General features: G+C 69.4%; 10 protein-coding genes. 3 read left to right on the top strand and 7 right to left on the bottom strand.

The genetic code is table 11. The features are described from left to right. Nucleotides 1-3 precede the first annotated feature (3 nt). Nucleotides 4-1,098, top strand: coding sequence for an ROK family transcriptional regulator (locus KBX46_RS13860; protein WP_210792807.1), 1,095 nt, complete (start codon nucleotides 4-6; stop codon nucleotides 1,096-1,098). Nucleotides 1,099-1,128: 30 nt separating this feature from the next. Here KBX46_RS13860 and KBX46_RS13855 read toward each other — a convergent pair whose 3' ends face one another. Beyond that, entirely contained in the window at nucleotides 1,129-1,581 is a 453-nt protein-coding gene (locus KBX46_RS13855) for a hypothetical protein (protein WP_210792806.1), read from the bottom strand. A 57-nt stretch (nucleotides 1,582-1,638) separates the two neighbouring features. Next, a complete protein-coding gene (locus KBX46_RS13850; RefSeq protein ID WP_210792805.1) occupies nucleotides 1,639-2,889 on the bottom strand; it encodes an Ig-like domain-containing protein in 1,251 nt (416 codons plus the stop codon). A 217-nt stretch (nucleotides 2,890-3,106) separates the two neighbouring features. Here KBX46_RS13850 and KBX46_RS13845 point away from each other — a divergent pair, with 217 nt between their 5' ends. Beyond that, entirely contained in the window at nucleotides 3,107-3,649 is a 543-nt protein-coding gene (locus KBX46_RS13845) for a hypothetical protein (protein ID WP_210792804.1), read from the top strand. Between the two features lie 256 nt (nucleotides 3,650-3,905). After that, nucleotides 3,906-5,042 carry a DUF1996 domain-containing protein gene (locus tag KBX46_RS13840; RefSeq protein ID WP_210792803.1) on the top strand — a complete coding sequence of 379 codons (1,137 nt, stop codon included), beginning with the start codon at nucleotides 3,906-3,908 and terminating at the stop codon, nucleotides 5,040-5,042. A gap of 190 nt (nucleotides 5,043-5,232) precedes the next feature. Here KBX46_RS13840 and KBX46_RS13835 read toward each other — a convergent pair whose 3' ends face one another. The 5 genes from KBX46_RS13835 to KBX46_RS13815 form a co-directional block, all read right to left on the bottom strand. Continuing rightward, on the bottom strand, nucleotides 5,233-6,210 hold the full coding sequence (locus tag KBX46_RS13835; protein WP_210792802.1) for a hypothetical protein: 978 nt from the start codon (nucleotides 6,208-6,210) through the stop codon (nucleotides 5,233-5,235). Nucleotides 6,211-6,242: 32 nt separating this feature from the next. Beyond that, nucleotides 6,243-7,769, bottom strand: a complete 1,527-nt coding sequence (locus tag KBX46_RS13830; protein WP_210792801.1) for an OmpL47-type beta-barrel domain-containing protein — start codon at nucleotides 7,767-7,769, stop codon at nucleotides 6,243-6,245. An 8-nt stretch (nucleotides 7,770-7,777) separates the two neighbouring features. Further along, on the bottom strand, nucleotides 7,778-11,713 hold the full coding sequence (locus tag KBX46_RS13825) for a ThuA domain-containing protein (RefSeq protein ID WP_210792800.1): 3,936 nt from the start codon (nucleotides 11,711-11,713) through the stop codon (nucleotides 7,778-7,780). An 18-nt stretch (nucleotides 11,714-11,731) separates the two neighbouring features. Next, a complete protein-coding gene (locus KBX46_RS13820; protein ID WP_088947765.1) occupies nucleotides 11,732-12,736 on the bottom strand; it encodes a multicopper oxidase domain-containing protein in 1,005 nt (334 codons plus the stop codon). Nucleotides 12,737-13,032: 296 nt separating this feature from the next. After that, entirely contained in the window at nucleotides 13,033-13,872 is an 840-nt protein-coding gene (locus KBX46_RS13815) for an amino acid ABC transporter ATP-binding protein (RefSeq protein WP_088947764.1), read from the bottom strand. Nucleotides 13,873-13,874: the final 2 nt, after the last annotated feature.

Genomic DNA, 13,874 nt, shown 5'->3' with positions numbered 1-13,874 from the left:
GAGATGACCCGCATCACTGCCGACGTGAGCTTCCTGCGCGGCTACAACCAGGCACGGGTCATGGCACTGGGGCGCACCGTGCGAACGTTCGAGCGGTCGACCGTGGTCGAGGCCACCGGGCTGACGCCGCAGGCGGTCTCCAAGGTCATCGGCCGCCTGAGCGCCGACGGCCTGATCCGTCCCGCCGGTGTGCGCCGTACGGGCATCGGCAAGCCCGCGGTCGTCTACGAACTCGTCCCCGACAGCCGGTTCGCGATCGGCGCGCACGTGGCCCGGCGCACCCTGCGGCTGGTCCTGGTCGACCTGGCCGGCACCGTGCACCACTCGACGGTCAGCCCACTGCCCGGCGACTTCACCCCGGAGCAGCTGCTCGACGCCCTGATGGCCGGCATCGACGCGATGACCGGCAGCAGCGACGTCCGGGGCCGGCTCACCGGGGTGGGCATCGGCATGATCGGCCCGCTGGACCACGCCAACGGCCTGGTCCGTGACGCCCACGGCCTGCGGCACTGGCACGACGTACCGCTGCGCGAGATCGCCGAGAAACACCTCGGACTGCCCGTCCACCTCGACAAGGACGTCACCGCCGGGATCACGGCCGAGGCCTGGCGCCACGGCGCCACGTTCGGCGACGCGGCACTCATCATGATCGAGTCCGGCATCGGTGGCGGATTCTGGCTGGGAGGTACGGCCCACCGGGGCGCGCACACCAACGCGGGCGAATTCGGCCACACGGTCGTCGACCTGAACGGACCTCGCTGCGTCTGCGGTCGCCACGGGTGCCTGGAGATCGTGCACAGCCAGGCAGCCGATGCCGGAGACATCGACCGGGCCGCCCGCGTCGTGGCGGTGGGCGTGGTCAACCTGCTCCAGACACTCGATCTCGCCCACGTGGTGCTCGCGGGCGCGGATCTCCTACGGCACTCGCGGACCTATCTCGCGGCGGTCACCGAGGCCGTCCAGGCCGACGCGCGACGCGCGGACTGGCTCACCACGAAGGTGACCCTGTCCAGCCTCGGCGCCGACGTCATCGCCGCGGGCGCCGCCATGCAGGTCCTCGACCAGCACTACGGCGTGCCGGAACTCGCCCCGGCCTGAGCCCCGACCACCGACTCGCCGGGTCGTCGCTCACTGGCAGACGCGCCACTCACCGTCCTCCTTGACCAGCACCATGCTCTGCGTCATCCGTGCACCCGTGGCCTCCTGGACCATCTCGACGGTCGAGGTCCCGGTGACCCGCCCGTTGGAGTTGTTGACGTACACACCGACGATCTTGTAACTGCCGATCTTCAACTGGGCGGCCTGGATGCGGGCGAAATCGGCCTGCGTCATGGTCTCGCGCACCTTTCCGCACAGCCGCCCGTACGCGCCCGGGTAGTTGCCGGCCTGCACGTCGTCGATGTACGCAGCCGTGGCCACCCGGACCGGTTTGACGGCGTCCTTGATGGAGCGGTAGAACCAGAACCCGCCGCAGACGCCGACAACGCAGCACACCGTCAACACCACGCCGACGACGATCAGGACGGTACGAGTCGTCCGGTTGGGCTTCCGGCTGGGAACCATCATCGGCTCGTACGTCATGACCCGGAGGGTAGAGACGTCCGGCAAGTGCGTTGAGCCTGTCGGACACCTGCCGGTTCAGCCGCCGGAGGCGGAGGGACCGGACGTCGGCGAGCCGCCGCCCGCCGCGTCCGCGTGCGGCACCGGGGTCGGAGCCGGTCGAAGAGCGGCGGGTACCGGCAGTGCGCTGCCCTTGACGAACTGCTCCCAACTGGTGTTCCAGGCCGTCCACCCGTTGCCCGGTTGCAGCCGGACCTCGGTGCCGGTGAAGGTGACCAGATCACCGACCTGCGTGACGCCCATCAGCCAGTCGGCGGCGGCAGCCGAGACGTTGGTGCAGCCGTGCGACACGTTGCGGTGTCCCTGATCCGACACCGACCAGGGCGCTCCGTGGATGAACTCGCCGCCCCAGGTGAGCCGTTGGGCGTCCTGGACGTCCACCACGTAACCGCCGTTCGGCTCGCCGCGCGTGTCGAACCTGGTGCGCTGGTGCTTCTCCATGATCACCATCTTGCCGCTGGAGGTCGGCGTACTCGGCTTGCCGAGGCTGACGGGGATCTTGCGGATCAGCTTGCCGTCGCGTAGCACGCGCATCTGCTTGGTGGCGTTGTTGACCTCGATCGCCACCTGCCGCCCGATCGTGGACGTCGCGGTGCGGTCGGCGTCACCGACCCGGTTCCGGCCGATCGGCAGACCCTGCAGACCGGCCCGGACGCTGATGGTCGTGCCCGGCCGCCAGAAGTCCGGAGCGCGGTAGTAGACCTGGCTGCCGTCGTCCACCCAGGACCAGACACCCGGCTGCGGTGGGTTCGTGGTGACGAACAACCGGCGCTGCACGTCGGCACGAGCCGCCTTGGCGATGGGTGGATCGAAAGCGAGGGTCACCGGCATCGCCGTGCCGTACGTCCGTTCGTCGGCGAAATACAGCGTGCTGGTCACCTGCGGCTTCGTCGACGTCGCCATGGTGGTGAAGGTCGTCGTGCGGGTGGTGGTCCCCCCGGAGTCGCCGGTGGCGATCACCTCGGCCGTGTAGGTGCGCTGGGGCTGCAACGGAACGGTCGGCACCCACGCCGAGCCGTCCTCCCGTGGCTGAGCCCTGACCAACATCCCGTTGTCGTCGGCGATACGCACGGCGGTGATCGTTCCGCCCTTGACGAGCACCGCGACCTCGGCGCTGAGCGGCACGTTCCGGGACCGGTCGGCGGGCGTGAGGGTCAGCTCCGGCGACGGCACCTCCCGTTCGGCCGGCCGGGCGGCGGGCTTCCGCTCGACGGTGCATCCGCCGAGGACCAGAGGTGTCGCCGCGACGATCACCACCGCGAGCGCCATTCGCCTTCGTAAACCCATCGAACATCTCCCGGCTCTACGTGCTTTCCGTGGCCGCAATTCTCTCCACGTCCACGGCGCCGCGCGCTGTTTTTGGAAATCACGAAGCGAAGGTGGGAAGGCGCGGCCGCACACCACCCGGCCGGGGTTCGTCGCCGCTGTCCGCCTTTCGTGACCTGCGGGGCATCGAAGCGTGATACCGACGTGGAATGCTGCGGACATGCGCAGAAGACGACGTTCCTGGATTGTCCTGACGCTTCCCCTCCTCCTCCTGACCGCCTGCAGCCCACCTGACGAGCCGGTGGTCGCGCTCGCCGTCCGCGATGGCCAGCCGGTCGGCGTACTGGTCCCGTGCGGTGGCAGTTTCGGGCAGCTCGGCGTGCACGTGAACCACGACGACCAGGGTGACCAGGCCAACCGGCCACCACTGATCACATGGGACGTCCACGGCCGATCGACGAGCGAGGTCGTGGAGGCCACCCTGCTGGGTCAGCCGCCGGAGGGCTGGGAGGTCGCCGACGCGGTCGACCTCACCGCCGCCGAGGCAGGCATGGATGTGGACGTCGAGCCGCTCACCGAACTGCGACCCGGGGTCACCTACACCGTCAGAGGGTCAGCCGGTCGTGACTCCATCCCGGTGGATTTCACCCTCGCGGATCTCCCGCGGATCGGCCCGGATCAGGTGCTCGCCCCGCGCGGTCGTGACGCGACGACGGTGGTGTCGCGCAAGGCCTTCCTGCGCAAGGCACGCAGCAGCTGCTGACGAGACGGGGTGCTGGCCATCAGCTCGTCGCGCCCGGCAACCCCGGACGCCCAGAAAAGTGGAGTGCCGCCGGAGTCGCCGATTACAGTTTTTGGAGAAGAATCATGGAAATGAGATTGAATCGACAGCGCGGCGGCTCCGCAAAACTGACCAGGCAATTGCTGGGCGATATTTAAGGCAGATTTAATCGTTGCGGTTGTGAACGAACAGGTGGGCGACTCGTACTCTTCCTTCTCGGAAGAAAGGTGCGCCCCCCTTGATAAATCTGCGATCCACCCCTCGACACCGTCGTTCCGTCACCGCCCTGCTGCTGGTGAGCCTGGCGCTCGCCGGCGGATGCAAGGAGGTCCCGGGCACTCCCGGTGCGTCCGGCCCATCCGGCGACACCGGCATCGGCTCGTCCGGCCCTGAGGCGCCGACGGACATGGCCCCGACCGACCCGTCGCTCACGCCGAGCGCCCCGGGCACGTCCGCGACGCCATCCACCCCGGGCAAGCCGACCACCCCGTCGACCGGCACCGTCCCGCCCACCGCGTCCGGCGGCTGGATCACCACCGACGCCGCCGCGCAGGCAGCCGCGACGAAGGCGTTCTTCGCGCGCAAACCCAAGGCGGTGACCGGCAACCCGGTCAAGGTCCCCGAGTTCAATGTCGGCTGTAAGACCAGCCACCACAACAGCGACGACCCGATCGTGCTGCCCAAGCTCGTCGGCGGCTCACACAACCACACCTTCTGGGGCAACCGGTCGACCGACGCCAACTCGACCGCCGAGTCGCTGCGGGCGTCGAAGGCGACCACCTGCAACTCGCCGGATGACCAGTCCGCCTACTGGGTGCCGACGATGTACCAGAACGGCAAGGTCGTCGACCCGACGGAGGTGACCGTCTACTACGGTTCCCGGCTGAAGGACCCGAGCCGGACCCAGCCCTTCCCGTTCGGCCTGCGCATGATCACCGGGAACGCCAAGAACCAGGTCGACACCCCGGACAAGCAGGGCAACCACTTCTGGTGCGCCGGCATCGGCGGCGAGATCGGCCGCAGCGCCGACAAGACCTTCCCGGTCTGCGCCAGGACCGCGAACATCGTCCGGCAGATCACCTTCCCGGACTGCTGGGACGGCAGGCACATGGACAGTCCGGACCACAAGGCGCACATGGCCAACGCTGACCACACCGGGGCCTGCCCGAAGAGCCACCCGGTGCCGGTCCCCTCGGTGTCGTTCGTGATCTCGTACCCGTTGAGCGCGAACACGGACGGCATCACCCTCGCGTCCGGCACGTCGTTCTCCATGCACGCGGACTTCTTCAACGCGTGGAAGGACGAGGCGCTGGCCGCACGGGTGCGCAACTGCCTCGACCAGGGCGTGAAGTGCAACTCGGCCGGCAACTTCTAGGCAGGGCTGACGGCGTCGGCCTCGGCTGGCCCGCCATGCCGATGTGCTGTTGAGCGATATACCTCAGAGGCATATTCATACCTCTGAGGTATACCGCTCACTACCGCATCCGCCCCGACGGAGGTGACCGACGATCACCACCGGCCGCCAGCTGCGCCCACCGTGCCAGCCAGGGTTGGGGCTTGCTCGGCTAGAGCCTCGCGGCGCCGGCCGCGGTGGCCTCCAGCACCGCCGAGGTACGCCGGACCTCCGCCCGCTGGCCACCGGCGTCGTCCCGGTCCGCAGCGGCCATCCGGGCAGCCCGGTTGGTGGTCGTGGCCGCCTGGTCGCCGGTCACGCCACCACGGATGCGGTTGTTGGCGGCCACCTGGGCGACCGGGTCGTTGCCGGTCACCGTCAACTGACCGTTGATGATGTTGTCGTCGACGGTGACGCCACCGGTGGTGCTGGTGATGCTGACGTCCCCACCCCAGTAGCCACCGGAGGCGCAGCTGTCGAGGGCGCCGTTCGGGCCGACCTGCACGCCGCCCAGGTTGCCGGCGAACGTGGCCCTGCCGCGTACCGCACTGCCGCACACGACACTGCCGGTGGCGCTGTTGAGCACCGACAGCGTGCCGTCGACGAACGAGTCGTGCAGGTCGGTGTAGTAGGTGCCGGTGCTGCTGAGGTTGCGTTGCACCTGGGTGCCCCGGTCGAGCCGGACCTCACCCGCGCCGACTGTGACGTTCCCGGCGACCGTCGACTCCTCGGCGAACAGGAAGCTGTCGATGGTCGCGCTGCCCTTCGGCCGCACGGTCACGGTGCCGGTCTGTGCGTCCTTGAGGAAGATGCCGTATCCGCCGGCGGCCAGCACCACCTGGCCGTCGACTGTGGTGTCGGTGGCGTCGAGGTAGCCGTCCGCGGCGATGCGTACCTCGCCGCTGACCCGCCCACCGGTCACCACCAGGTTGCCGCCGGCCGCGACGGTGACGTTGCCGGTGATCGTGGTGCCGGTGAGCGCGCAGGACTCGCCCGCCGGCACGTACAGGTCGTTGGGCACGGTCACCGCCCCACCGGTGCCGATGCAGTGAGTGACCAGGTCGGCGTGGGCGGTGGGTGCCACGGCCAGCACCGAGGCGGCGACGACGGCGCTCACGGTGGCCAGCTTGGCGACGGTACGTCCGGGCATCGTTGTACTCCCTGTCGATGAGATTCGAGGACTCATGCGCCGACGTCCGATCGGGCCGCGGCCCGGACGATGGCGCCCTGCTGCCGCCGGTCGAGCGTTCCGTCGGCCACCAGCGCGGTGGTGACCGCCTCGACGTGCCGGACGAAGTGGGCGTGGCCGGGGTAGTCGGCGTGTTCGTCGATCAGATCGTTGATGGTGCAGCCGTCGCCGGTGTCGACGTTGCCGACCCCGGTGTCGTCACCGTCGATGACCACTGTGGCCCGGGTGTCGGACCCGGGGCAGGCGTCGGTGCCGTCGGCCACCACGGTGAACGTCGTCGACTGCTCGGTGGAGGCGTTGCCCGCGGCGTCGGTCGCCCGGTACCGCAGGGTGTGCGCGCCGGTGGCGCGGACCGTGACCGGTGTGGCGTACGCCGTCCAGCCCTCGGTGTCGAGCGCGTACTCGACCGACGCCACACCGGAGCCGGCGTCGCTCGCGGTGACGGTGACAGTCGCGGCCCCGACGTACGCGCCGTCGCCGTTGCGCTCGCCGGTCACCGTGGCGGCCACGGCCGGCGGTGTGTCGTCCTCCTCTGGCGGGGCGACGACGGTGAAGTGGGACATCTGCTCCGCCGACGTGTTGCCGGCGACGTCGGTGGCCCGGTAGTGCAGCATGTGCATCCCGGCCGCGTTCACGACGATCGGATTCGTGTACGCGGTGAAGGCTGCCCCGTCCAACGCGTACTCGATGGTGGCGACACCGGATCCGGCATCGGTGGCGGTCAGCGTGGCGGTGGCCGTACCGATGTAGTTGCCGTCGCCGTCCTGCTCGCCGGCCAGTGCGGCCGTGACCACCGGCGCGGTGGTGTCGTCCTCCCCCGGCTCGACGATCCGGAACGACACCGAGCCGACCGCGCTGACGTTGCCGTCCTGGTCGGTGGCCCGGAACTGCACCGAGTGGTCACCGATCGCGGTCACCCGCACCGGCTCGGTGTACGGCAGGAAGCTGGTGTCGTCGACCTGGTACTCGACGGTCTCCACACCGGAGCCGGTGTCGGTGGCCGTCACGGTCACCGTGGCCGCGCCCAGGTAGTTGCCGTCGTCGTCGCGGTCACCGGTCACGGCGGCGGTCACCGTCGGCGGCGTGGTGTCGTCGCCTCCGCCGCCGTCGGTGACCACCAGCTCACCGACCATCTGGCTGTGCCCCGGGATCGAGCAAAAGTAGCGGTACCGGCCCGGGGTTAGCGTCACTGTCGCCTGGTGGCGGCCGTTGTTGGCGTCGAACGGGCTGGCCAGGATGTTCAGCGTGACGTCGTGGTTGTAGCCCTCGGTGCTGGTGTCGAAGGTCAGCGTGTGCGGCATCCCGATGGTGTTGCCGGTGGCCTCGCTGTTCTCCCAGATGATCGTGGTCTCGCCGGCCACCGCCTGGGCGGGTGCGGACTTGTAGCGGGTGATGTCGCCGTCGGCGGTCCAGGTCAGCACCTGTTCCGCGACGCGCGGGGCGGCGGAGGCGGGCGTCGCGGCCCACGGGATCACCGTGAGCAGGAACGCCGCCAGCGCAGCCGTCAGTCGTCGGGTCATCGTCTCTCCTAGAGCTCGCGCACGCGGACGTTGCGGAACTCGGTCAGGTCGTTGTCACCGTGGTTCTGCAGGCCGATGAAGCCGCGCAGGAACTGCCGCAGGTCCGTCGGCGGGTCGCCGGCGCGGGACGACTGCTTGCCCGGCGTGTTGTCGAACTCGTTGATCACCACACCGTTGCGGACCATCGTGTAGTGCTGTCCGACGACGCGGATCTCGTAGTCGTTCCACTGCTCCTTCGGGGTGACGCCGGCCTGGGCGAGCGGCACCGGGTCGAAGTTGTAGACCGAGCCGGTCTTCTGCGGCTCGCCGGTCTCACCGTCGTAGATCTGGATCTCGTGTCCGCAGTAGATCGCCACCCACGCCTGCGAGGTGCGGGCCGATCCGACAGTGCCGCAGCTGCCCGGCGGGCGTTGCTCCAGCGGGATCCGCGGGTCCGGGAAGCGGGTGAAGACGCCGGTGTTGGCCCGGCCGGTGCCCGGTGCGATGTCGCGGAACTGCACCTTCAGCGAGAAGTCGCCCAGTTCCTTCGTGTGCCAGAGCATGCCCAGGCCGCCGCTGGAGCGCAGCGACCCGTCCGGCTGGATGGCAAACGAGCCCGTCGGCGCCTGCTCCCAGCCGCGCAGCGACTCGGCGGTGCCGTCGAAGAGCGGCTCGTAGCCGGTGCGCCCGTTCCGACCGACCTCCGACGCCGCAGCCAGGCGGGTGAGGGTGCCGGACTCCCGGGCCGTGAGCAGGTCGTCGTCCTGCAACGCGCGGGTCACCGCGCCCACGTGTCGGACGAAGGCGTCGTGGTCGGCCCAGGTGCTCTCGTCGTCGATCAGGTCGTTGATCGTGCAGCCCTGCCCGACCGGGCGACTGGGCACCCCGGTGTCCGTGTCGTCGAGCCACACGTTCTGCCGGCTGTCGGGCACCGCGCAGCCCACCGTGACCGTGCTCTGCACCGTCGCGGTCTCACCGTCGGCGTACGTGACGGTCAGCTTCGCGGTGTAGGTGCCGACAGTGGCGTACGTGTGCCGGGGGTTCGCCTCGGTGGACGTGGTGCCGTCGCCGAACTCCCACCGGTGGCTGACGCCGCCGGAGCGGGCGCCGTCGAAGGCGATGGTGAGCGGCTTGTTCTGCACGGCGACCGAGTTCGCCGCCGGCACCGGGGTGGGCGCGCCACCGGTGTAGGTGATCCGGATCAGCTTCTGGTTGGGGTGCAGGCTGAAGAACCCGCCGCCGTAGTCCAGCAGGTAGAGCGCGCCGTCCGGGCCGAACTTGGCGTCCATCCAGCTCTGCAGCCGGGCGTCGCCGTTGCCGCCCGGGATGATGGCGCGCAGCGACTCGGCGTACACCGGTGGGGTGGCCTGCGGCACGCCGGCCGGGTCGACGGTGACCGCTACCCGGTTGGCGGCGTTGGACTGGTCGCCGATGAACCACTTACCGTCCCAGTGCTCCGGCCACGCCACACCGCTGGTGGTGTCGACGAGTTCCCGGTGGTACGTCGGACCGGACATGATGGCCTGGCCGCCGCCGCGCAGGTATGGCTGGGTGTAGGTGGCGTCGGCCGCGACGTAGGTCGGCAGGCCGCTGCCGTCGGTCCGCTTCGGGAAGACCGGGCCGCCGCCGTCGGGCGAATACCAGATCATGTTGTCCCGGGCGGCCGGGATGTCCACCAGACCGGTGTTGCGGGGCGAGGTGTTCTTCAGGTTGTCGCAGTCGTACCAGCCGGTCAGCACCGTCGCGTCGGTGCTGCTGCGGTCCCGGTACGGCTGCCGGTTGCCCATGCAGTACGGCCAGCCCTGGTTACCGGCGGAGGTGATGATGGTGGCCGTCTCGTACTTGGCCGGGCCCAGGGTGGGGCTGGGCGACGAGGCGTCCGGGCCGACCCAGCCCGCGGTCAGCCACTGGTGCACCGGGTCGATCTGGAGGCGGGCGATGTTGCGTACGCCCATCACGTAGATCTCCGGGCGGGCCTTCTCGGTGCCCGGTGGGAACAGGTTGCCCTCCGGGATGGTGTACGTCCCGTCGGCCTCCGGGTGGATCCGGATGATCTTGCCGGCGAGGTCGTTGGTGTTGCCCGAGGTGCGGCGGGCGTCCTGGAACGAGATCCCCTGGTACTCCTGGGTCCAGTTGTTGCCGGAGTAGCCCTGCGACCCCTCGGAGGAGTTGTTGTCGCCGGAGCCGACGTAGAGGTTGCCCTTGGCGTCGAACGCCATGCCGCCGCCCGCGTGGCAGCAGCTGTGGACCTGCACCGGGAACTGCAACAGGTCCTTGCGGGTGGCCTGGTCGATGGTCTGCGCCTGGCGGTCGTAGGTGAACCGCGAGATGGTGCGCTGCCCGACCCGCTGCACCCGGTCGACCGACTCGTGCGGCATCCAGTAGACGTAGAGCCAGCCGTTGTCGGCGAACTTCGGGTCGGGCACGATGCCGAGCAGGCCCTCCTCGTTCTTCACCAGCTCCGAGCCGCTGCCCCGGTTGCCCATCACCTCCAGGGTCGTGAGCAGTTTTGCCTGCTTGGTCCGTGGGTCCCAGGAGTGGATGGTGCCGCAGCCCAGGCCGACCTCCGGGTTGTTCCAGTCCGCGATCGGGCCGCTCGGGCAGGCCGCCTTGCCGACGTAGAACACCGTGCCGTCCGGCGCGATGGTGAGCCCGTGCGGCTCGCCGATCTGGTCCAGTTGCCCGGTCTGGTTGGCCGCGGTGAGCCGCTCCACCTTGTAGTTCGCGGCGATCGTGGCCTGGCAGTCACCGCGTACGCGGCCGGTGGTCCAGTTGAGAGCCCCGGTGAGGTGCGTGCGGAACGCCTCCTCGCCGTAGCTGCCCTCGGTGTGACCCATGCCGGTGTAGAACGACCGGCCGCCGTCGTAGTCCCGGCACCAGGACACCGGGTGGAAGGCGCCGTTGGCGGCCACTCCCGGGTTGTAGTGCCGCTCCTCGACCTGGGCGAGGGTGTGCACCGTGCCGATCGGGTTCGGGTCCCAGTTCTCCCAGCGGTCCGAGCGGGTGATGGTCAGCGGCAGCGACGCCGTGGCCGGGTGTTTCCGGTCCAGGATGTCGACCACCGCGCGGTTCACCGCGGGCGGCTCCGGAGCGGTGGTGCTGCCGGTGAACAGGCGCAGGTCGGCGAGCTGGACCAGCGGTTCGCCGCTGTTCGCGGTGACGTTGAGCCGGTAGCGCGTGAACTCCTGCGGCGTGGCGATGTCGAACCGGCGGGTCTGGTACCGGTCCGGGAAGCTCTGGCCGGTGCGCCGGTCCAGATCGGTCCAGGTCTGGCCGTCCGTGGAGCCCTGGAGGGTCCAGTCCTTCGGGTCCCGGCCTGAGGAGTCGTTGGCCGACGTCAACGCGTACCCGGTGATCCGCTTGGGTGCGCTCAACTCGTACGCCACCCAGGCGGTCGGGGTACGGACGAGCCACTTCGTGTTGGCGTCGCCGTCGGTCAGCTTCTCCTTGGTCTCGTTGGGTGGGTTCTCACCACTGACGGTCACCCGGGCAACCGGCTCGGCCACCGGGATGGCGCCCGCCGGGCGGGTGCCGATCAGGCCGGTGAACCAGGTGGAGTCGACCTGGGCGCGGGCGGCGTCGGCGATGCCGACGAAACCGCCGCCGGCCTTCATGTAGCTCTGCAGCGCCGACTCCTGGTCGCGGTTGAGCGCGGCGCCCGTCGCGGAGAGAAACACCACGCTGCGGTACGCGGACAGCTTGGCCGTGGTGAAGACAGCGGGGTCCGTGGTGGCCGTGACATCGATGTCATGACCGGCACCAAGCTGTTTGATGGTGTCCACCGCACGGGCCACCGGGTCCTGCTGCTCGGCCACCGGCCCGTGGAACACGAGGACGGCGGTCCGCTGCGCCTGCGCTGCCTGCGGGGCGGCTGCCGGTGGCGGCGCGGCTGCCGCCGTCGTCGCGGGAATCAGTGTCGCGAAGGCCGCTACCGCGGCAAGAACTCGTCGTATTTTTCTGGTCATCCCCGTCCCCACTTTCGGTTAACTTCCGTGCGTGTGGGTGTGGCCCTGGAACCGGTGGATCGCCTCCTCGGCGCCCGGTGGCATGCTGCCGTCGGCGTTGCGCACCAGGAAGATCCCGGCCATGCCGCCGTCGGAGTGGGTCTGCACGTGGCAGTGGTACATCCACGCCCCGGGTCCGACGCCCTCCCCGGCCAGCACCTGGAAACCGAACGAGCTGCCCGGGTTGAGGTCCTTGTTGTCGACGACCAGGCTCGGGTCGCTCGGGCCCTCCAGCATTCCGGTGCGGTTGTCCGCCCAGCGGTGGGCGTGCAGGTGGAAGGTGTGGAACAGGTTGCCGTGGCCGATGGCGATCCACTCCACCCGCTGGCCCAGGTTGGCCTCGAACATGGGTGTGGCCGGCGCCATCCGATTGTTGATCATCATGTCGTGGAACACGACAGTGAACTGCTTCTCCGGCAGGATGTCGCCACGGCGCCGGACGATCAGCGCCCCGTACAGTCCCTTCGCGACACCGGCGGTGCCGTGGTCGGTGCCCATCGCGTGATCGTGGTAGTGCCAGTAGCCGGCGCTGCCCGGCATGTACCGCCGACCCGCCGCGGCCACCATCTCGTGGGAGCGCCAGACGTACGTCCGTGTCTCACCGGGATTGTTGAACGAGGCGTTGAAGGGGCTGCCGTCGGACTCGGTGCTGTAGTCCACCCCGTGCGGATGGATGGACAACCGCTGGTCGGTCGTGTTGACCAGGGTGATCTCCAGGGTGTCGCCCTCGTACATCTCCAGCAGTGGTCCGGGCACGGTGGCCTGACCGGGCGCGAGGCCGTAGCCGAACAGGTTGCCGGGCAACTGCTCGGCGTAGATGGTGATCTTCTTGGTGACGCCGGCGGCGGCCCGGGCGGGGCTGCCTCCGAACGCGGTGCCGATCGTCGGGGCGGACGCGCCCAACGCCCCGGCGGCGAGCGCGCCGGTGGCGATCAGCGATCGGCGGGACAGGTGGCGGTGGGAGCCAACGGCGTGATCGTCCATGGGTCTCCGTTCCCAACCGGGCGAAGACGCGACGAGGACAGGGTGCATCGACCCGAGCACGGGGGCGGTAGCACGACTGAGGGTGAGGCTCGTCGCGAACTTTGCTCGGAAGACTCAAGACTTTCGGTGGATGACAGCAACTTATGTAATCCATCGACGAAAGTACAGGGTCTGATTGCAGGAAGATTACCTTGACATCACGACGACCGTCGATTGACATGAAGCTGACACCCGGCCGCCAGAACGACGTCGGGCCGCCTCATCGCTGAGGCGGCCCGACGTACAGGATCAGTTGGTCAGAGGTTGTGGCGGTCGTCAGCCGGCAGGCCGGGGGTCTCCGGCGGCTCGGGCGACTGGTCGGTCTGACCGAGCTGGGCGACCCGGGTCGGGTCGAGGACCCGGGAGAGGAACGCACGGGTCCGCTCGTGCTTCGGGGCGCCCAGCACCTCCTGCGGTGGCCCCTGCTCGACCACCACCCCACCGTCCATGAACACCACCCGGTCGGCGACGTCGCGGGCGAAGGCCATCTCGTGGGTGACCACCATCATCGTCATGCCGTCCTCGGCCAGTTTGCGCATGACGGTGAGCACGTCGCCGACCAACTCCGGGTCCAACGCGGAGGTGGGCTCGTCGAAGAGCATCACCTTCGGCTCCATCGACAGCGACCGGGCGATGGCCGCCCGCTGCTGCTGCCCACCGGAGAGCTGCGCCGGGAACACGTCGGCCTTGTCGGTCAGCCCGACGCGTTCCAGGTTGGCCCGGGCGACGCGCTCGGCCTCGGCCCGACCGCGCTTGAGCACCCGGCGCTGCGCGATGGTGAGGTTGCTCAGCACGGTCAGGTGCGGAAACAGGTTGAACGACTGGAAGACCATGCCGATGCCGCGGCGTACCGCGTCGACCTCGACATCCGGGTCGGTCATCTCGACCCCGTTCACCCAGATCCTGCCGGCCGTCGGCTCCTCCAACAGGTCGACGCAACGCAGCAACGTCGACTTGCCGGACCCGGACGGCCCGATCACGCAGACCACCTCACCCTGGCCGACCTCGAAGTCGATGCCCTTGAGCACCTCGAGCGGCCCGAAGGACTTGTGCAGGTCGCGGATCTCGATGGCAGGGCGGGATGGAGTCGTCGTCATGC

This window comes from Micromonospora sp. C81 (assembly GCF_018070425.1).
Lineage (GTDB): Bacteria > Actinomycetota > Actinomycetes > Mycobacteriales > Micromonosporaceae > Micromonospora > Micromonospora zamorensis.
Note: the sequence above shows the minus strand (reverse complement) of the source record. Positions and strands in the feature narration are given on the sequence as shown.